A 19,688-nucleotide genomic window follows, 5' to 3' on the forward strand; every position below is an offset into this window, starting at 1 on the left:
GCCATGTTCACAAGCGGATTCAATGCCAATCATCTGAACTTCCTGCTGGAAGGTGCACTGTGGACGGTCGTACTGTCCCTGATTTCCTTTATCGGTGGTGGACTAGGCGGTGCCCTGGTGGCCCTGGCCCGTATCAGCTCATGGCGCCCCCTGCGCTATCTGGCCATTGCGTACATTCAGATCATTCAAGGCACGCCTTTGCTGGTGATCCTGTTCCTGTCCTATTTCGGGCTCAGCATCATGGGGCTGACTCTGCCGCCGCTGGTGGCAGCCGGGCTGTCCATGACGATTTACGTCAGTGCTTACCTGGGCGAAATCTGGCGCGGCAGTATCCAGTCCGTGGCCCGAACCCAATGGGAAGCGGCTGAATGCCTGGCCCTGTCTCGCTGGCAACGGCTGTCTCTGGTGATTCTGCCCCAGGCTGTGCGCATTGCCACACCGCCCACCGTGGGGTTCATGGTGCAAATCATCAAGAACACCTCGCTGGCGTCCATTGTGGGATTTGTGGAACTGGTGCGAGCTGGCCAGTTGATCAATAACTCGATCTTCCAGCCCTTCCTGATCTACGTGCTGATTGCAGCTCTGTATTTCGCCCTGTGCTATCCCTTGTCGGCCTGGAGCCGCCGCCTGGAGATGCGCCTGCATTTTGCCCATCGTCCGGTGCAGAAATAAGTTCGGATCGCCAAGGAGTTTTTATGTCTATCGTTGTTGAACTCAAAGACGTCTACAAAAGTTTTGGCAGCAATGCCGTCCTGAACGGTGTGTCCTTTGCCATCCCCAAAGGTCAGGTCACGGCCATTATCGGACGCAGCGGGTCAGGAAAAAGTACAGCCCTGCGCTGCATAGACCGGCTGGAAATCATTGATCGTGGTCAGATCGAAGTCTGCGGCCATCAGGTCCACGACCCGGATGTGTGCCTGCGCTCGCTGCGGACCGATGTGGGCATCGTGTTCCAGAGCTATAACCTGTTCCCGCATTTAACCGTAGAACGCAACATCATGCTGGCTCCGCAAGTCGTGCGTGGGCGCAGCCGCGAAGAGGCTCGTGCCATCTGCCGCCGAACCCTGGAGCAAGTGGGGCTGTCCGACAAGGCCCAGGCCTATCCGGAACAGTTATCAGGTGGTCAGCAACAACGCGTTGCCATCGCCCGTTCCTTGGCCATGGAACCCAAAGTCATGTTGTTTGACGAGGTGACCTCAGCGCTGGACCCGCAACTGACCGGCGAGGTTTTACGCGTCATTGAAAGCCTGGCGGCCGATGGCATGACCATGGTTCTGGTCACCCACGAAATGGAGTTTGCTGCCCGCGTGGCCGATGTGGTGATTTTCATGCATCAGGGGCGCGTCTGGGAGACCGGCCCCGGCGACATGCTGCGCAATCCTCAAACCCCGGAGCTGCAAGCCTTTCTGGCTCACGGTCTGTAAAGATTCTTCCCTAGCACCACAACAATATCCTGACGGAGACTGCACCATGACACTCTCGACCCTACTGCGTGCCACCATTCTGGCCCTGGGCCTGACCGGCTTGTCCGCCGCTGCCAGCGCCAATGCGCTGGACGACATCAAGGCCGCTAAAAAAATCCGCGTCGGTATCGACCTGGGCGCCCCCTTTTATGGCTATATCGACGACAAAATGCAGGCGGTAGGCTCGGATGTAGAAGCCGCCCGCTTGCTGGCCCAGGATCTGGGCGTCGAGCTGGAAATCGTGCAGACCACCAACTCCGCCCGCATTCCCAATCTGCTGTCCAACAAGGCCGATTTGATTATCTCTTCACTGTCGATTACGCCCGAACGCGCCAAGGCAGTTGACTTTTCCATTCCCTACGGTGCCATTCAGGCGGCCGTTGGGGCTTCCAAAGATATAAATATCAAAGGCATGGAGGATCTGGTGGGCAAGCGTGTCGCCGTGACCCGTGGCGGCCCCCAGGACAAGCTCATCAGTGAGCGGGCACCACAAGCCAATCTGGTGCGCTTTGATGATGAAGCTGCCTCGATTACCGCCGCTGCCAGCGGTCAGACCGACATTGTGGCAATCACGCCACCCATTATCAAAGCCATTGCCGACCGCAATCCCTCGCGCCCCTTCGAGGTCAAGTTCGTGATCGAGTCCTACAAGCTGGGCATTGCCATGCGCCAGAACGAGCCTGAACTGAAAGGCTGGGTGGATGAATGGATCAAGACCAATCTGCAAAACGGCAAGCTCAATGAGATCCACCTGAAATATGCCGGTGTGCCTATTCCTGACGAAATCGTCCAGGGCGCTGGCCAGTAACGCTTAGCCGGGCAAACAAGCCCGGCCTCTCTCCCTATTGATAACCCTCCGACGGCAGCGCCCCGTGCCTGCCGCGGGACAGGCTGCGCCTTCGCTCAGCTGATTTACCCCTTCAGGAATTGCGTATGAGTACCTTATTTGGTGAAATCCGCCAGCTTGGCTATGTGGTGCGGGATATCGAAGCCGCCATGGACTACTGGAGTCGCCAACTGGGTGTAGGCCCCTGGTACTACAACCCCAAAGTCGGCATCAAGAATTACCAGTACCGAGGCGAATCCTACGAGCCGCACAACTCGGTCGCCCTGGCCAATTCCGGTTTTGTGCAAGTAGAACTGATTCAATGCCGCAACGATGTGCCCTCGATGTACCGGGACTTTCTGCAAGCAGGTCAACTGGGCCTGCAACACGTGGCCTACTGGACAGAAAACTACGATGCCGACCTGCAACGCGCACTGGACCATGGCTTGAACGTCGTCATGAGCGGAGAAGTTGGTGAGCGAGGGCGTTTTTGCTACTTCGATACCGAGTTTCATCCCGGTGCCGTCATTGAGCTATCCGAGGTGGCGGGCCCCAAAGGCAAGATGTTCTCCATGATCCGCGCCGCCTCCGAAAACTGGAACGGCCAGGACCCGGTACGCCCCTTCCCTGATCTGAGCACGCTATAGGTCGTAGACAGCATGAGCACTGACACTTTTCTGGCCCGTTACCTGATCGAAACTCCCCTGCCGCCCGAGCAGGTTGCCGAGGTAATCGCTGGCGAACAGTCCTGCGGCACATTTACCCGTGTTGCAGGAGAAACCGAAGAACTGCGCAAACGTGCACGAGCCACAGTAGAACGCGTGCAGAGCCTGGAAAGCGTCGTGCGGCCCAGCTTGTCCAATGCCTTGCTGGAACGAAGGGGCACCTCTGGCCCCTATCAGCGAGCCTTGGTCGACATACGGTTCCCTATCGCCAATATCGGTGCCAACCTGCCTACATTGGCGGCCTGCGTCACAGGCAATCTGTTTGATCTGGGCGAAGTAACTGGCCTGCGGCTGGAGGCGCTGGAGTTGCCGGCCTCATACCGCCGCCAGTTCGACATGCCCACATTCGGTATTGCCGGAACCCGCTCACGTACTGGTGTAGTACGCAACGCCATGGTCGGTACCATCATCAAACCCAGCGTGGGGTTGCGCACTGAGGATGTGGTGCAACTGGTGCAAACCTTGTGCGATGCCGGGGTGGACTTCATCAAGGATGATGAGGTCTGCGCCGACCCGGCCCACTCGCCTTTGCATGAGCGCATCCCTGCTGTCATGGAAGTGATACGCGCTCATGAAGAGCGCAGCGGCAAGCATGTGATGTTTGCTTTCAACATTACGGACGAAACCGATGCCATGAAACGCCACGCAGATCTGGTCGAGCGCGAAGGAGGCAGTTGCGTCATGGTCAGCCAGAACTGGGTAGGCTATTCCGCGCTGCAAACTCTGCGCCGTCACACCGGTCTGGCCTTGCATGCACATCGCAATGGCTACGGAGCCTTGTCGCGCCACCCCTTGCTGGGAATTTCGGTCAGTGCCTATCAAACCCTGTGGCGTCTGGCCGGGGCAGACCATATTCACGTACACGGACTGCAGGGGAAATTTGCACAAGCCGATCAGGAAGTGCGGGAAGCCATTGGGCATTGTCTGCATCGTCTGGACGACCAGCACGATGATCGTGTCCTTCCCGTGGTGTCTTCCGGACAATGGGCGGGAACAGTGGAAGCAACTTGGCAGGCTGCAAACAGTACCGATGTGCTGTTCATGGCAGGTGGCGGCATTCTGGCTCACCCGGCCGGAGCGCATGCAGGAGTGCTCAGTCTGCAACAGGCCTGGCAAGCAGCAGACCAAGGAATCAGCGTGCACGAACAAGCCAAAACATGCGACGAGCTGGCCCAGGCCCTGGCGTTTTTTGGCCCGAAAATGGCCTGACCGGAAAGATCTGATGACTGTATTACGCCCCGAATATGTCTGGTATGGCGACGACTTCACCGGAGCCAGTGACACCTTGGCAACCCTAAGCCAGGGCGGCGTCACCGCCATTTTGCTTTTACAAGCTCCCGGCCCCCAGCATTTGAAGAAGCTGCGCGGTATGGAAGCCATAGGGCTGGCGGGGGCGACACGCTCACTGGATTGCAAACACATCCGCAGCACCTTGAAGGCGGTCACTCCTTTCCTGGCCTCCTTGCAGCCCAAGCTATTGCATTACAAGATTTGCTCAACCTTCGACAGCAGCCCTGAAATCGGCAATATTGCCCTTGCTCTGGAATGCCTGCGCCCACTGGCTCAGGTCGCTGTCAGTCCTGTGCTGGGCGGACAAGTAAACCTGGGACGGTACTGCGTCTTTGCCACCCTGTTTGCCCAGGCCGGGCAAGACGGGCAGGTCTACCGGATTGATCGACACCCTACGATGGGATCACACCCCGTCACGCCCATGCACGAAGCAGATTTACAGCTTCATCTGCAAGCACAGGGATTAAGAAACGTGTCCTCTTTGCCATGGATCGAGTATCGGAAACCGGACTACAAAGCGGACAAACAAAGCCTGCAATGGCAAGAGCAAGCCAGAGATCACGGGCACCTCCATCCCCTACTGGATATTGCATGTGAGCAGGATATTGAATATGCCGGTGAGCTGTTGAACGAACTGAGTCGACATGGGACAGTATTAACGGTGGGTTCCAGCAGCGTGGCACAGGCTTACCTAAGTCAACGGCACAAAACTTCCGGCCAAGTTGCTGCTGGGCTGCCAAGGAGTAAGCAGCCTGTGTTGATGTTGGTGGGAAGTCAATCGCCCGTCACCGCTCGACAGGTCGACCATTGCCAACAGGCAGACACCGTTGAGCTTGACCCCTACGAACTGCATCACAGCCCAAGCTATGCGGCAGAGCTGCACGCAATCGTCATCGACAATATGCGCAAAGGGCGCCATACCTTGCTGCGAACAAAGCCTGCCAATCAGGACCGAACCCGCACCGCCCTGCCTGCACAGCGAGTCGCGGAAGATAGCGCGCAGTTTTTACATCATCTGGTCAAACAATTACGACTAGAGCAACGGTTGTCTCGTCTTTGCATTGCTGGCGGAGATACATCCAGCTTGAGCACCCAGGCATTGGGTATTTGGGGCCTGAGTTATCTGGGTTTAGTCAGCCCAGGCGTTGCCGCCTGCCTCTGCCATGGGGACGATGAGATTGATGGGCTGGAGCTGGTGCTTAAAGGCGGACAAATGGGCCCAGAGGATTTCTTTGATCGGGTGATTAAAGGCACCTCTTTCTGATGCGAATCACGGTTATGCATACAGCCGCCGCCAGACCTATATAAGCGACTTTGCTCGTCCTAAAACAAGGTTCAAAGCCCTTGTTTTCCGAACGCATAAAACAAAAAGCCGACCATCTTGCGATGATCGGCTTTTTGAGGAATGTTGGTGCCCAGGAGAGGACTCGAACCTCCACACCCGAAGGCACATGGACCTGAACCATGCGCGTCTACCAATTCCGCCACCTGGGCTCTGACTGCTGGATTTGTTTTTCAACGCATCTCTGCAAGACAGAAGATAACTATAGCACGAATTTTAAATAGTGCAAACTATTTCTGTATTTCTCATACCCAACAGAAATAAGCACGGCCCTTGCACTTCATAAGAAACGCTTTTATGCTTATTGCTATATCAAGAGTTGGGGCAACCCATGCCAACCTGTGTACCCGCACAAGGTGGATTCAAGATATGGCCATCTGGCAATCAATGGGATCATCAAGATACGAACCCGCTGCCAGCGGGTTTTTTTATGTCTGACTGGCGTCAGGCAAAGGGTCTTTTAATCCAACTTGCTCACCCGGAACTCCCTTCCAAGAGCTAAACAGGAGTGTTTCATGTCTGCACCGTTTTGTTATCACCTGACTTTAGAACAGCACAGCTACCGCATTGTCCTGCGCCCCGGTTGTTCCCGGCTGGCCGTTGTGTGCGAATCGCATGCGGATACAGTCGGGCATTACGAGCCGCGCTGGCTGGGTTCCAGTTGTCGCGGTGGCTATTGGGCCCGCTTCCAGCACGATATTGACAGCACCTTGTTGCTGAACATGGATGCCATTGCCCGCCTGATTGACGAACACCGTCTGGCTCATCCCGATACTGTGCTGGATACGGATTTGCAGCCCGTCCTGAAAGTAGGCGGACGCTTGCGCGCCCAGCCCTACCCTCAGCAAAAAGCCGCTTAGTCCAGAAGTGGGGCATCCTCGCCCTGATCGCCTTGACGCCAGTAGCTGCTGGCCCGAATCGCGCCTTTATCCAGACCGCGTTCTTGCACCCAGTACTCGCGCAGGCTTTGAGCAATGGAATACTCTGCGGCAACCCATACATAGCCGGTACCGCTCAACTCGGGTGCGGCACGCAGTGCATCCAGAATGCCATTCAGACCCGCCAGCGAAGGAATCCAGTTCACGGTGACGTGATCCGGCGCTTCCATCGCCCCCACGGTCAGCAGATTGCGTGCCAGCACGTACACCTGCACCTTCACATTGGAAGGCAGTTCTTTCACTCGTCGCGCCATGGCCGGCACAGCGGTTTCATCGCCAATAAGGATTTGCCAATCCAGATCCTTGCTGACCAGAAAGGAGCCGCGCGGACCGGCCACGCCCAGCTTGTCGCCCTCTTTGGCGTGCATGGCCCACTGGCATGCCGGGCCTTCACCGTGGACCACAAAATCAATATCCATCTCAAGTTCCTGTTCACGGAACTCTCGAGGGGTGTAGTCGCGGATGGGGGGCTTTTCCTGTCCGGCGGCAAAGACCATGCCACGATCGCCCATTTGGGGCAGCCGCAGTTCTTTGGTGATCGGGTCCGGGAAAATCAGTTTGACGTGATCGTCAAAGCCGGGGGTATAAAAACCTTCCAGATCCGAGCCTTCCAGGGTGATGCGCACCATATCAGGCCCCAGTTCGCGTCGCTTCTTAACGGTCAGCAAACGCAACTTCAAGGTATGAGCAACTTTCTGCGTTAATTGTTCGGACTGCATTCTTAAGACTCCTTGGGCAAGTTCCGTATTTCGGCGATGGCTTTTTCCAGAACGGCCACCACCTCAGCCTGTCGTTCCAGACTGGCTGTTGATTGTTCAAACATGGCCTGCTTCAGGCTGTGGCGTACCTGGACAAATTCTGGCAACCAGCCTGTTTGCTCCTGTGCGGCCTTCAAATCCTCGTCGCTGTTGTGCTCGGCCAGCATTTGCCGTATCCAAACCAGCTTGCGTCCGCGATAGGTCAGGGATTGCATCAGGTAATCGCACTTTTCCTTTTGCTCTTCCAGATACGTTTGACCTTCCTTGGTCAGGCTATACATCTTGCGACGACCTTCTTCTTCGATCAGCACCCAGCCTTGCGTGGCGCAATACGCCAGGGCGGGATACACCGCGCCTGCGCTGGGCACATAGCTGTTCTGGCTAAGCTGCGCAAAGCGGCGAATCAACTGGTAACCGTGAGTACTGCCCTCTTTGAGCAGAACCATCAGCATGAGCTGCATGGCCCGAGCGGAGTACTTTCGGCCCTGGCCCATATCCAGCAGCATGCGCTCGACATCCAATGTATTGAATTTCATGTTCATACTCTTATGCTATATCACACGACACACTATAATGATAATGAGAATGCCAATCAACTAGAAATTGGAATTAAATTTATCGAGCTAAAAACGCTTGCTTTACTTTGGAATTTCGTCCTATAATTTAATGCTTGAGACGGGCAGCAGCCTGAATCAAAGCCCAGGTGGCGGAATTGGTAGACGCGCATGGTTCAGGTCCATGTGCCTTCGGGTGTGGAGGTTCGAGTCCTCTCCTGGGCACCACAAATTCCTCAAAAAGCCGATCATTTTGCAATGATCGGCTTTTTGTTTTTCGTCTTCAGAAAACACAGTGTTTAAGGGCCTTGCTTGAAGGCGAAAATGATTGGCATGCAGATCCTGCGGGGATCACCTCAATGCGCCTAATCCCTCTGCTGGGCACATCAACCGCCAACAGGCAGAGCTTCTGTCAGGATGCGGCCAGAAGCGCCCAGAATCAATTCCAGATGTACTGAATAACTGCCAGCCACAAAAAAGCCGAAACAAGGCTCATGCTGTTTCGGCTCTTTTTTAACTCTGACGGTGTTATAGCAAGCTATTCAGCTATCCCGCCCTCTTGGGCATCATTCCAATGCGCGATGACGGCGTTGCCAGAAAGGCTGCGCCGCGTAGCGTTGCTCCATGCCATACAAAGCGTGCTGCGAATTCAGATGACGCACCAAGCCCAGCAAATAGTCTTTCTCATAAGCACGTGCCGGCTCCGGATTGCCTTGCGTCAGGGCCACAGCAGCTTGTGCCGATTGTGATCCGCTCCACAAGGCCGTTGCCAAACCATTGGCAGCCAAAGGGTCCATGGCCGCGCCTGCATCACCGGCACGCAAGATGCGGCCTTCCACGAAGTAAGACACCGTACAGCTGGCGGCAGCGCTGACTTTAGGAGTGTGATCCGCCATCTGGCTATCCAGACCCAGGCTTTCCATACGCACCCGTGCCGCGTCGGCACAGCTCAGCAAACCGGCCCATACCGAACCATCACGACTCAAGCCATCGGGCAAAAGATCCGAGTCCGAGAACAAGGCCACCATCAAACGATGGCCAGGCATGGGGGACAAATACCACCAACCCAATTCGACGGCTTCCACCAGCGAAGCGGCCAATGGCTCGGACCCTTCGGGCAAGTCAAAGATGTGCCAGGCAGCAACCAGCCTGTCCAGACGATGACGTTCGGCGGCCGCTCCGGCGGACAGGGCGGCACGACCCGTGCAATCGATCAAGGCAGCGGCCTCCAGGCTGCTACCGTCTGCCAGCCTGGTAATCACACCCTCAGCCTGATGCTCCAGACCCAGGACGCGCGTTTGACGGATACTGACCTTCGCTTCTTTTTGTACGCGCTCAAACAGCGCCTGCTCCAGACGGGCCTTGTCCAGCAGATAGCCCTGCCCGTCCTCATCCTGCACGGTGCGCAATCCTGAGCCACCCCATACCGAAAAACGCCCTTGTGAACGTAAGGCCACCGTCTCATTCAAGCAGCTTGCCCAGCCCAGACTAGTCAACACCACGACTCCACGTTCAGACAAGGTTTCGCCAAACGAGGGTTGGGGCTCCTGGGGAGCCACTAATGTCACTTCCTGACCTTGCATGCTCAGGCGACGCGCCGCCGCTAAACCCGCCACACCGGCGCCAACAACAATAATCATGCCTTCATCCCCAGGTTCCCGCCTGCTTTGTCAGCGGGATAATGTCCATAGAACCGCGTTGTATGCCCACATCAAGCGCGGGCGGAACTCCCGCCAGCCCGATGGGCCCCGGACGTTTTACCACGACTCCTATCCAAGACCAAACCACCCGGCGTCGAATTAAGCCATTCGCACAAGATCGAAAATGTAGAAAAACCGAGGCATTGTTTACAGAATGCGAGGCAGGGAAAACAGCATGACCCAGCCTCCCAGAACCAGATAAGGGCCAAAATGAATCGCCTGCCCGACTTGCAGACGCCCGCCAAGGCGCAAGACCAAAGCCGCCAGCAAACCCAGCAGGGAGGCTGCCAACAGAATCCCCGGCAAGGCGGCGGCTCCCAGCCACGCTCCCAACGCGGCCAGCAATTTGAAGTCGCCATAGCCCATACCCGCACGCCCGGTCAGCAACAAGAACACATGATTCAACAACCACAGCAGGCCGTAACCCAGTGCTGCGCCAATCACGGCCAAAGGCAGGCTGCTGAAGGTGTGATCCAGGTTGACCAGCAAACCCAGCCACAGCAAGGGTAAAGTCAGGCGATCGGGCAGATAGCCGGTCTCCGCGTCAATCCAGGCCAGCAAGGCCGTCCCGGCGATCAACACGCAAGCCGCCGCTGCCGCTGGTGTCAGTTGCCAGCGCCAACCGGCCCAGAGCATCAGAACCAGGGCCAGACTCTGGCATACCCATCCCCATTGACGATGGACACGCGACGAACGCCCGGCCAGTTCAGGCTCCAGTTCTATGGGCAAGCTCCAGGACAAGCGTCGGGCAGGCCAGAAAAAACAAACCGCCAAAACCAGAGCAAGCCCCATTCCCGCCCAGGCATTGCCCCACGACGTCCACATCATATTGATCCTTCACCGGGTTAATAAACGCGCGCCTGCACAGGCCACGCTGCCCAAATCCTAGCAGAGCCTTGCGTGCTTTTGATGACGTAAGCATTTTTTGCTCCAGGGGGAGCAAAGCGGGATCATGGCATTTTTTTGTTACCCGAATGACAGACAGAGCCCAGCAAGGCTAGGCATAATGCGCTTCACACCTTTGTTTCGCTTACGGATGAATAAGGAAGCGCTATGAACCACTTTGTGCCCCACGCTGCGCGTACACCTCGACTGCGCTCTTTGACCGGCGCCCTGCTCCTGGTCTGGATGGGCTCGGCAGCCAGTACCGCCTGGGCCCAGCAGATCGAGTCCATTACCTTATCCAGCGCCGGTATGGCCGAGATCGAGCGACAAATCCCCATTTCCGACGCGGGCACTGCCCAGTTGCGTGTCCCCCTGACCCAGGTCGATGACATTCTGAAAACCCTGATGGCTGTCGACGGCAAGAACCGCATCGAATCCCTGACGCTATCCGGTTTGGCCCCGCTGAAAGAAAGCTTTGACAGCCTGCCCTTCTCGGCCAAAGACCTGCGCTCGCCCGCTACCCTGGCGCAGGCCCTGCGCGGCCAGCAAGTCAGCGCCAGTTCGCAGGGTCGTCTGGTACGAGGTGCCGTTCTGGGCGTGCAAGCAACCGCCGCCACCAACGAACGCCCCGCCCAGGCCATCTTGAGCGTGCTGACTGAGCAAGGCCAGATCCAGACCCTGGAGCTGGGCCCGGATACCAGTCTGGAGATTCTGGATAAAACCTTGCAGCAGCAATTGCAGCAGGCCACCCAAGTGCTGGCAGGCCAAAGCAATCAGCAATCGCGTGATATTCAGCTGGTCCTGAACAAGACCGATACCCAGACAGCGCGCCTGTCTTACCTGATTCCCGCACCGGTCTGGAAAAGCTCCTATCGCCTGATGATGCAGGACGGCAAGGCCCGCCTGCAGGCCTGGGCCATTTTTGAGAACACCAGCGGCGAAGACTGGAAGGATGTGAAAGTCACCCTCAGCTCCGGTTCGCCAGTGATGCTGCGCCAGCGTCTGCTGGAGCGGTACTGGAACGAACGTCCCGAACTGCCGGTTGCAGTAGGCAGCTCCATCGCCCCGCAAGCGGACACTCAAGCCACGGTCAGCGCGAATCAAGCTCGCAAAGCAACTGGCGCCGCCATGCGTGCCCGCATGGCTCCAGCCGCCCCCGCTCCCATCATGATGGAAAGCGCGGCGTACGCGGCCGATAGCAGCATGGCCAAACAGTGGGCTGCGGGCGGCGCGGGTGCCAGCACCCAGGCACAGGAAGGGCTGACTCAAGTACGCTTCACGCTGCCTCAGACGCTGAGCGTCCCCACAGGCCAAACTGTATCGGTGCCTTTTATCGATACGTCTTTGCAAGCCGAATCTCTGTCGGTTTACCGCAGCGGCCAGGCAGGTGATCACCCCACCGCCGCTATCTGGGTCAACAATGAACAGGCCAACAGCCTGCCACCAGGCATTATCACGGTCTTCAATGAACAGGACGGCCATGTGGGTGACGCGGAGCTGGCCGGCCTGCCTGCTGGCGAGCAGCGCCTGATCTACTTTGCCCAGGACAGCAAAGTGCAGATCCGCGAAGAGCAGACGGATGAATATCGCCTGAGCAAAACCCGCGTGACGGACGGCGTAGCTCGTTCGGAATGGACACGCTTGCAGAACTTCCGCTATGAGATCAAAGCCCCGGCCGATGAAGATCGTACCGTGCTGATCCAGTTGCCCCGTCAGGACGGCTGGACGCTCAAATCGGATGCGCACGATAGCGACACGGCCCAGGAGCACCGCCTGAAAGTGAAGGTTGCCAAAGGCAAGACAGTCACTGTCACCGCCCAGCTGAGCCTGCAGGACCATGTGGAACTGCGTCTGGAAGAAATCGACGAGAACATGCTGCTGCAATGGCGTGGCAACGGTGAGGACAGCGCGCAGCAAGCCAAGATGGACAAGCTGATCGAGCTGCGTCGTCAACTGAGCCAGGCCCAGCAGGCTCAAAACCAGGCCGTCGAGCGCCTGAACGAAACCGTGGCCGAACAGGAGCGCATCCGCGCCAACCTGGCAGCAGTCAGTGCCCAAAGCACCTTAGGGCAGCGCTTTAGCGAGCAACTGGCCCAGCAGGAAGACCAGATTGCCAGCCAGCGCAAAGCCGTTCAGGAACAGCGCGACGCCGTGCAAAAAGCCCGTCAGGCTTTTGAAAAGGGTCTGGCCGAACTGGCTTGATCCCGGTCCTTATGCCGGTGCAGGCAACTCGGCCTGCACCTGCTCCAGAAACGCGCGTATGGCATGGCCCTGCGCGCGTTCTTTCAGGCAGTACACGAACTCGCTCAAATGAGCCGACACATCACTCAGCGGCAAGCTGATGATGTCCGGATGCGCAGGCACCTCGCGCAAGGGCAGCAAGCTGGCTCCCATGCCACATACCACCCCCCACCCTATCGCCTCCCGGCTGCCTATTTCCAGAATCTGGCCTGGTTCCTGCCCGGCCTGACGAAACACTTGATGACACAGTTCCCGCGTCATGGAACCTTGCTCGCGCATCAAGATGGGATAGCGACACAAATCCATAATGCGTACACGCTGACGGTTTGCCAAAGGATGGTCCACCCGCAGCACAGCGACCAGAGGATCGGAGGCCAGCAGCAGGCGCACCAGGCGCGCGTCATCAACTAAAGCAGAGGACGCGATTACGTCCAGTTGATAGTCATGCAGGGCCCCCAGAACCCGTTGCGAGTTATCAATGCTCAAACGCATCTTCACGCCGGGGTAGGCCTGATGAAAATTCCGTAATACCGCCATGATGTAATACGGCCCGGTTGCGCCTACGCGCAATATGCCACTTTTCAGATCGCGCAGATCGCGCAAGCTGAAATCGATCTGCGCGGCCTGCTGCATCAACTGCTCGACCTGGGGCAGGAGCCGTTCCCCTTGCTGGCTCAAGTACACACCCTTGCCTTGCCTATAGAACAGCTCCACGCCATAGCGGGTTTCCAGCTGCCGCAGATGCGACGTCACCGTGGGTTGGCTGATCCCCAGTTGCTGGGCAGCCTTGGTAATAGAGCCACAATGGGCGGTGGCGTGAAAGGACTTCAGTTCCAGAGCCAGCATGCTGTCGCTCTCCTTGCTAAGACTCAAAGCCCAAATTATCCGATTCTCGTATTACAGAAATTAGTTGTACTGTCATAGGGCCGCCATATACGACTCCCATACTGACGTTCATGACATTCATGACAAGTCGGAACCCCGGGATGAGCGCCAAGCCTGCATTTTTAACCATACAAGGACTGCACAAGCAGTTCGGCTCCTTTACTGCTCTGGACCAGGTCAGCCTGGATATACAAGCCGGCGAGCTGGTGTGTTTGCTGGGCCCCTCGGGCTGCGGAAAAACCACCTTGCTGCGCTGCATTGCCGGGCTGCAACAGGCCGATCAAGGCAGCATCGTAATGGCAGGCCGTGACATTACCCACCTGCCGCCCCAACAGCGTGACTACGGCATCTTGTTTCAGTCCTACGCGCTGTTTCCTAACCTGACCGTCGCCCAGAACATTGCCTACGGCCTGTCCCCACGCAAGAACCTGGCCTCCCAAGTGCGTCAGCGCGTATCCGAAATGCTGGATCTGGTGGGCCTGTCCGGTTCGGAAAACAAATATCCGGCTCAGTTGTCCGGAGGCCAGCAACAACGCGTGGCCCTGGCCCGTGCACTGGCTCCCTCACCATCACTGCTCTTGCTGGATGAGCCCATGTCGGCTCTGGACGCCCAGGTACGTGAGCGTCTGCGCAGCGAGCTGCGTGCCTTGCAAAAACAACTGTCCATTACGACCCTGATGGTCACGCACGATCAGGAAGAGGCCATGGTCATGGCTGACCGTATCGCCGTCATGGACAAAGGCCGTCTGGTGCAGTTTGATCGCCCCCAGGCCTTGTACCGCGCTCCTGCCGATCCGTTTGTGGCAGGCTTTGTGGGTGAAGCCAACTGGCTGCCCTTTACCCCCCTGCACGATTGCTCGGTACTGGTAGAGCGTGTCCGGCTGGACTTGAGCCAGGAAGCGCCCACAAGTGCCGGACGCCTTTTCATTCGTCCTGAAAACATTCGTGTGCTGGACAACAACAGCCCCGCCCCTGTCACCAATACCTTTTTGGCCGACATTGTGGATGGCATCTTTCTGGGCCGCCACTACAAGCTGACGCTGCGCCCCGAAGGCATGGACGGTCTGACCGTACAGGCCATCGTCAACCCTGAGCAGGGCGATCGCCTGCTTGATCCCTTGGCCGCGCGTCGCTGCCGCATCCAGCTTCCCAGCGAGGCGCTGCATGCCCACCACTGATTCCGTACCACAGCCTGGCGCTGTCCCCCTGACCTCCACCAGCCTGTATGGCCTGCCTGTTGTTGAAACCAGTGTGAAGAACCATCCCCTGATCCGTCCCGTGCTGCCTGTCTGGATAGGCTCGGCAGCACGACGTGCCTTGTTGATTGCCCTGTTTGCCCTGCTGGTCCTGTTCCTGGCCCTGCCCATGCTGTTTATCCTGCTGCGCGCCATTCAGGACAGCGACGGGCAACTCGTGGGCCTGGGTCAGTTCTGGTCCATTATCAGTGCCCCCGGCTTCATGTCCATGGTGGGTCGCAGCGTGCTGGTTGGCATGACCACCTTGCTTATCGTCATCCCCGCTGCCTATGCCTTTGCCTTTGCCCTGCAACGCTGCTGCATACGTGGCGCAGGTCTGTTCCGTGCCTTGGGTTTACTGCCCTTGCTGGCACCCTCCTTGATGCCAGGCTTGTCCTTGATTTACTTGTTCGGCAATCAGGGCTTGCTGCGCCACTGGTTGGGCGGTGAAACGATTTATGGTTTCTGGGGCATTGTGCTGGGCGAAGCTTTCTACACTTTCCCCCATGCCTTGATGATTCTGAGCACAGGTCTGGCTCTGGCCGATGCCCGTCTGTATGACGCGGCCCGAGCCATGGGCGCGAACTCCTTGCGTCGTTTCCTGACAGTGACGCTGCCCGCCAGCCGTTATGCCGTTTTTTCTGCCGCTTGCCTGGTCTTTACGCTGACCGTCACCGACTTCGGTGTACCCAAGGTCGTGGGTGGCTCCTACAACGTGCTGGCCATGGAAGCCTATAAAGCCGTGGTCGGTCAGTTGCAGTTCTCCAAAGGCGCTGCCATTGGCGTGCTGCTGCTGATTCCCGCTGTGCTGACTTTCTTTCTGGATCGCCACCTGCGGGCTCGTGCCCGTGGTCAGGCCCAAGGATCGCTAAGCGCCTACTCGCCCCTGCCACATCGTCAGCGCGACCGTTACTTCACCGCGGTGCTGGTTCTGGTGTCCCTGGCCATTCTGACGATTGTGGGCATGGCGGTCTGGGCCTCATTGATCAAATTCTGGCCTTACAACCTGAGCCTGTCTCTGAAGTCCTATGACTTCAACAATATGGACGGTGGCGGCTGGCTGGCCTGGCGCAACAGTCTGACCATGGCCTTGTTTACCGCCATTCTGGGGTCGGCCCTGATCTTCCTGGGTGCCTGGGTGCTGGAAAAGCTGCCCGCTCGGGGTCAGTCCGAAAAAGGCTTGTACGGCGTGCTGCAGATGCTGGCGCTGGCCCCCATGGCCATTCCCGGTCTGGTGCTGGGCCTGGGCTACATCTTCTTTTTCAATCACCCCGAGAACCCCTTGGCGGGCCTGTACGGCTCCATGACCTTGCTGGTGCTGTGTACCGTCATCCACCTGTACACCAGCGCTCATCTGAACTTTGTGACGGCCTTGAAGGCCATTCCCGCCGAGCTGGAAGCCGCCGCCGCCTCTCTGAAAGCGCCACGCCTGTCCACCTTGATGGGTGTGACTGTGCCGCTGTGCCTGCCTGCCCTGCTCTCGGTTTCGCGCTACCTGTTTGTCTCGGCCATGACAACCGTGTCTGCCGTGGTCTTTCTGTACAGCCCGCAAACTGTGCTGGCCTCGGTAGCGGTCATGAATATGGATGATGCCGGCTTTATTGGCCCGGCTGCCGCCATGTGTACGGTCATCATGCTCAGCTCCGGTTTTGTCTGCCTGCTGGTTCATGTGCTCAGCCGCGCGGCCTTGCGTCGCAGCCAGGCCTGGCGCTCCTCCTCTTCCCTTTCCCCAACCCGATAGGACCGCAATGCCATCCCCAACTTGCGCGAATACGCCACTTGATACGCCACGCTCCCAGGCCCCGCGCCTTGAAGCCCTGATTTTTGACTGGGCCGGCACGCTGGTGGATTTTGGCTCTTTTGCCCCAACCCAAATTCTGGTGGAAGCCTTCAAATGCTTTGACCTGACCCTGAACCTGGACCAGGCCCGCAGCGCCATGGGCATCGGCAAATGGGACCATATCAAAGCCATGCTGGAGCTGCCTGAAGTACATGCCCAGTTCATGGCCCTGCACGAGCGTGAGCCCGATGACAGCGATGTGGACCGTATCTACAACACCTTCCTGCCCATGCAAAACGAGCGCGTGGGCGAATTTTCCGCCGCCATTCCCGGTGCGCGCGAAACGCTGTCCTGGGCACGTCGCCAAGGTCTGAAAATTGGCTCCTGCTCCGGCTACCCGCGTCTGGTGCTGGACAACCTGCTGCAACACGCACACCGCCAGCAAGTGCTGGTGGACTACCACGTCGCCTTTGATGAAGTCCCGCAAGCACGTCCCTGGCCTGCCATGGCGCTGGAAAACGTCATTCGTCTGGAAATCACGAATGTCGGTGCTTGCGTAAAGATTGACGATACCCCGGTCGGCATCGAAGAAGGCCGCAATGCCGGCATGTGGACCGTGGGCTTGCTGCTCTCGGGCAATGCCGCCGGTCTGACCGAACTGGAGTTTCTGGCTCTGGACGAGGAAAGCCGCCAGACCCTGCGCGATCGCGCAGCAGCCACCTTTGCCCATGCCCAGCCCCACTACCTGATTGATACCGTTGCCCAACTGCCCGCCGTGATTGAACAAATCACCGAGCGCATGGCCCAGGGCGAATGCCCTGCCGACTCTCTCTAACCCCCCACCCCCTTTTGCTGTCACAAGGACACTTCTCCATGAAAACCATTGTTCTGAGCTCCTTGGCTGCCGCTTTGATGAGCGCCGCCTCCCTGGCCCAAGCGGCCACCACCCTGACGGTGTACACCGCACTGGAAGCCGATCAGCTCAAGGCCTACCAGGCTGCTTTCGAAAAAGAGAATCCCGATATCAAGATCCAGTGGGTGCGCGACTCCACTGGCATCATTACCGCCAAGCTGCTGGCTGAAAAGAACAACCCGAAAGCGGACGCGATCTGGGGTCTGGCCGGTTCCTCGCTAGGCTTGATGGCCAGCCAGAACATGCTGCAGCCCTACGCCCCCAAGGGCCTGGAAAAAATCGACGCCAAAATGCGCGACCAGAACAACCCACCCAGCTGGGTCGGCATGAACGGCTACGCAGCAGCACTGTGCGTCAACACCGTCGAACTGGAAAAGAACAAGCTGCCCATGCCTACGTCCTGGGAAGATCTGACCAAGCCTGAATACGCTGGCAAGATCGTCATGCCTAACCCGGCCTCCTCGGGCACCGGCTTTCTGGACGTGAGCGCTTGGCTGCAACTGTTCGGTGAAGACAAGGGTTGGGCCTTTATGGACGGTCTGCACAAGAACATCGGCGCCTACACCCACTCCGGCTCCAAGCCTTGCAACATGGCTGCCGCGGGCGAATACACGATTGGCGTGTCCTTTGACTACCGTGGTGCTCGCCTGAAAGAAGAAGGCGCTCCCCTGGAACTGGTATTCCCTAAAGAAGGCCTGGGCTGGGAAATTGAAGCCACTGGCATCATGAAAGGCACCAAGAACCTGGAAGCCGCCCAGAAACTGGCTGACTTCTCGGCCAGCGAAGCAGCCAACCACCTGTACAAGACCAACTTTGCGGTCCTGGCCATTCCGTCCATCGCCACCGCCAACCCGCACCTGCCAGCAGACCTGAATCAGCGTCTGATCGACAACAACTTCGTCTGGGCCGCTGAAAACCGCGAGCGCATCATCGAAGAATGGACCAAGCGTTACGACGGTAAATCGGAAGCCAAGAAGTAATGAGCACACAACACTACGATGTCATCGTGGTGGGGGGCGGCATCCTGGGCATGGCACATGCCTGGGCGGCTGCCCGCCGCAAGCTGAGCGTGGCTGTGCTCGAGCGCAGTCACCAGGCCCAAGGCGCCACCATACGTAATTTCGGTCAGGTTCTGGTCACAGGCCAGGCACCGGGCATCATGATGGATCTGGCTCGCCAAAGCCGCGGTCTGTGGCTGGAACTGGCTGCCCAAGCCGGTTTTCATGTACGCAGCAATGGCTCGCTGGTACTGGCCCGCAATCATCTGGAACTGGAACTGCTGGAAGACTTTGCCCAGGGCCGTGCCCAAGATGAAAACGTTGCCTGCAAAATGCTGAACGGCAAGGAGCTGGCCGCCTTGTTTGATGGCCGCCTGGGGCATCACCACGGGGCACTGCAAGGTTTTGACGATTTGCAGATCTACTCGCGCGACGCCCTGCCCGCCATCACCAGCAGCCTGCAAGCCATGGGAGTGGACGTGTACACGCAAGCGCATGTGCACTACGCCCAGGAAGGTCAGGTACATAGCAGTGCGGGCACCTTCACGGCCAACAGCATTTTTGTGTGCCCCGGTCATGACTACAGCAGCCTGCATCGCAAACTGCTCGATACCGTCAAACCGTCGGTAACTCGTCTGCAAATGCTGAAAGTACGTGCGCAAGATACAGGCTGGGCTTTGGACCGTCCTTTGCTGACGGGCTTGTCCTGCCTGCACTACGGCGCCTTTAGCGATCTGCCGTTGGCAGACACGCTGCGCGAGCAGGTACAGAAACGTCACGGTGTACTGCTGGATCAAGGCATTCATTTGCTGATCAGCCCCACCCCGGACGGGGATCTGATTATTGGTGATTCGCACGACTACGGTCAGCAAGCCAGCCCATTCAATCAGGAAGAAACAGACCAGTACTTGCTGGCTCTGGCAGAAACCGTGCTGGGCTGCCCGGTGCAGGTGCTGCAACGCTGGCAAGGGGTGTATGGCGCGAAAGGACCTGCTCCATTTTCTGTCTTGCAGGCAGATGGCAGCACGCAAGTGACCGTCATGCACACCGGCTTGGGGATGACCACGGGTCTGGCCATTGGCGAACGCAATATCGCGGCTCGCTACGATTGATTGCAGGACATGGATGGTTAGGCAAGCAGATCAGCTTTGACCT

At 57.9% G+C, this 19,688-nt stretch carries 18 protein-coding genes, 2 tRNA genes and 1 riboswitch; of the genes, 14 read left to right on the top strand and 6 right to left on the bottom strand.

Annotated elements, in window-relative coordinates; all coding sequences use genetic code 11:
• Nucleotides 1-3 precede the first annotated feature (3 nt).
• From CPY64_RS09990 to CPY64_RS10015, 6 genes are all read left to right on the top strand, one after another.
• Nucleotides 4-672: an amino acid ABC transporter permease gene (locus CPY64_RS09990; RefSeq protein WP_042481420.1), complete on the top strand. Its 669-nt coding sequence runs from the start codon at nucleotides 4-6 to the stop codon at nucleotides 670-672.
• A gap of 23 nt (nucleotides 673-695) precedes the next feature.
• The gene (locus CPY64_RS09995) at nucleotides 696-1,424 is read left to right on the top strand and encodes an amino acid ABC transporter ATP-binding protein (protein ID WP_035272361.1); all 729 of its coding nucleotides are present in this window, start codon (nucleotides 696-698) and stop codon (nucleotides 1,422-1,424) included.
• Between the two features lie 46 nt (nucleotides 1,425-1,470).
• On the top strand, nucleotides 1,471-2,271 hold the full coding sequence (locus CPY64_RS10000; protein WP_042481423.1) for a transporter substrate-binding domain-containing protein: 801 nt from the start codon (nucleotides 1,471-1,473) through the stop codon (nucleotides 2,269-2,271).
• A 125-nt stretch (nucleotides 2,272-2,396) separates the two neighbouring features.
• Complete coding sequence (locus tag CPY64_RS10005) at nucleotides 2,397-2,936, top strand: VOC family protein (protein WP_042481426.1); 540 nt, start codon at nucleotides 2,397-2,399, stop codon at nucleotides 2,934-2,936.
• Nucleotides 2,937-2,948: 12 nt separating this feature from the next.
• Entirely contained in the window at nucleotides 2,949-4,223 is a 1,275-nt protein-coding gene (locus CPY64_RS10010) for a ribulose-bisphosphate carboxylase large subunit family protein (RefSeq protein ID WP_042481429.1), read from the top strand.
• Between the two features lie 13 nt (nucleotides 4,224-4,236).
• The gene (locus CPY64_RS10015) at nucleotides 4,237-5,568 is read left to right on the top strand and encodes a four-carbon acid sugar kinase family protein (protein ID WP_042481432.1); all 1,332 of its coding nucleotides are present in this window, start codon (nucleotides 4,237-4,239) and stop codon (nucleotides 5,566-5,568) included.
• Between the two features lie 145 nt (nucleotides 5,569-5,713).
• Here the strand turns inward: CPY64_RS10015 and CPY64_RS10020 are convergent.
• Nucleotides 5,714-5,798 (bottom strand) — tRNA-Leu (locus tag CPY64_RS10020).
• A gap of 152 nt (nucleotides 5,799-5,950) precedes the next feature.
• Nucleotides 5,951-6,044: riboswitch (SAM-I-IV-variant riboswitch) on the top strand.
• Between the two features lie 117 nt (nucleotides 6,045-6,161).
• Between CPY64_RS10020 and CPY64_RS10025 the strand changes: the two genes are divergently transcribed.
• Entirely contained in the window at nucleotides 6,162-6,506 is a 345-nt protein-coding gene (locus CPY64_RS10025; protein ID WP_042481435.1) for a hypothetical protein, read from the top strand.
• Here CPY64_RS10025 and CPY64_RS10030 read toward each other — a convergent pair.
• Both CPY64_RS10030 and CPY64_RS10035 read right to left on the bottom strand, forming a co-directional pair.
• Nucleotides 6,503-7,303, bottom strand: coding sequence for a siderophore-interacting protein (locus CPY64_RS10030; protein WP_042481440.1), 801 nt, complete (start codon nucleotides 7,301-7,303; stop codon nucleotides 6,503-6,505). The genes CPY64_RS10025 and CPY64_RS10030 overlap by 4 nt on opposite strands.
• A gap of 2 nt (nucleotides 7,304-7,305) precedes the next feature.
• Entirely contained in the window at nucleotides 7,306-7,878 is a 573-nt protein-coding gene (locus CPY64_RS10035) for a PadR family transcriptional regulator (RefSeq protein WP_226791361.1), read from the bottom strand.
• A gap of 161 nt (nucleotides 7,879-8,039) precedes the next feature.
• On the opposite strand from CPY64_RS10035, the gene CPY64_RS10040 reads away from it, so the two are divergent.
• Nucleotides 8,040-8,124, top strand: a tRNA-Leu gene (locus CPY64_RS10040).
• A 338-nt stretch (nucleotides 8,125-8,462) separates the two neighbouring features.
• Here the strand turns inward: CPY64_RS10040 and CPY64_RS10045 are convergent.
• Together CPY64_RS10045 and CPY64_RS10050 are read right to left on the bottom strand one after the other, a co-directional pair.
• Nucleotides 8,463-9,536, bottom strand: coding sequence for an NAD(P)/FAD-dependent oxidoreductase (locus CPY64_RS10045; protein ID WP_042481445.1), 1,074 nt, complete (start codon nucleotides 9,534-9,536; stop codon nucleotides 8,463-8,465).
• 207 nt (nucleotides 9,537-9,743) lie between these two features.
• Nucleotides 9,744-10,424, bottom strand: coding sequence for a prepilin peptidase (locus CPY64_RS10050; protein ID WP_371317323.1), 681 nt, complete (start codon nucleotides 10,422-10,424; stop codon nucleotides 9,744-9,746).
• Nucleotides 10,425-10,649: 225 nt separating this feature from the next.
• Here CPY64_RS10050 and CPY64_RS10055 point away from each other — a divergent pair, with 225 nt between their 5' ends.
• Nucleotides 10,650-12,683 (top strand): DUF4139 domain-containing protein, encoded by a 2,034-nt coding sequence (locus CPY64_RS10055; RefSeq protein ID WP_042481449.1) that lies wholly within the window; start codon nucleotides 10,650-10,652, stop codon nucleotides 12,681-12,683.
• Between the two features lie 9 nt (nucleotides 12,684-12,692).
• Here CPY64_RS10055 and CPY64_RS10060 read toward each other — a convergent pair whose 3' ends face one another.
• Nucleotides 12,693-13,568: a LysR substrate-binding domain-containing protein gene (locus CPY64_RS10060; protein ID WP_042481452.1), complete on the bottom strand. Its 876-nt coding sequence runs from the start codon at nucleotides 13,566-13,568 to the stop codon at nucleotides 12,693-12,695.
• 140 nt (nucleotides 13,569-13,708) lie between these two features.
• On the opposite strand from CPY64_RS10060, the gene CPY64_RS10065 reads away from it, so the two are divergent.
• The 5 genes from CPY64_RS10065 to CPY64_RS10085 all read left to right on the top strand — a co-directional run bounded on the left by CPY64_RS10065 (nucleotide 13,709) and on the right by CPY64_RS10085 (nucleotide 19,645).
• Complete coding sequence (locus CPY64_RS10065; RefSeq protein ID WP_042481457.1) at nucleotides 13,709-14,785, top strand: putative 2-aminoethylphosphonate ABC transporter ATP-binding protein; 1,077 nt, start codon at nucleotides 13,709-13,711, stop codon at nucleotides 14,783-14,785.
• Between the two features lie 91 nt (nucleotides 14,786-14,876).
• Nucleotides 14,877-16,583, top strand: coding sequence for a putative 2-aminoethylphosphonate ABC transporter permease subunit (locus CPY64_RS10070; protein ID WP_371317324.1), 1,707 nt, complete (start codon nucleotides 14,877-14,879; stop codon nucleotides 16,581-16,583).
• Between the two features lie 7 nt (nucleotides 16,584-16,590).
• Nucleotides 16,591-17,457: a phosphonoacetaldehyde hydrolase gene (gene phnX, locus CPY64_RS10075; RefSeq protein WP_042481459.1), complete on the top strand. Its 867-nt coding sequence runs from the start codon at nucleotides 16,591-16,593 to the stop codon at nucleotides 17,455-17,457.
• Nucleotides 17,458-17,495: 38 nt separating this feature from the next.
• Nucleotides 17,496-18,515, top strand: a complete 1,020-nt coding sequence (locus CPY64_RS10080; RefSeq protein WP_042481462.1) for a putative 2-aminoethylphosphonate ABC transporter substrate-binding protein — start codon at nucleotides 17,496-17,498, stop codon at nucleotides 18,513-18,515.
• Nucleotides 18,515-19,645 carry a TIGR03364 family FAD-dependent oxidoreductase gene (locus CPY64_RS10085; RefSeq protein WP_042481465.1) on the top strand — a complete coding sequence of 377 codons (1,131 nt, stop codon included), beginning with the start codon at nucleotides 18,515-18,517 and terminating at the stop codon, nucleotides 19,643-19,645. The genes CPY64_RS10080 and CPY64_RS10085 overlap by 1 nt, the downstream gene beginning before the upstream one ends.
• Nucleotides 19,646-19,688: the final 43 nt, after the last annotated feature.

It is taken from the genome of Alcaligenes faecalis, assembly GCF_002443155.1.
In the GTDB taxonomy this organism is placed as follows: domain Bacteria; phylum Pseudomonadota; class Gammaproteobacteria; order Burkholderiales; family Burkholderiaceae_B; genus Alcaligenes; species Alcaligenes faecalis.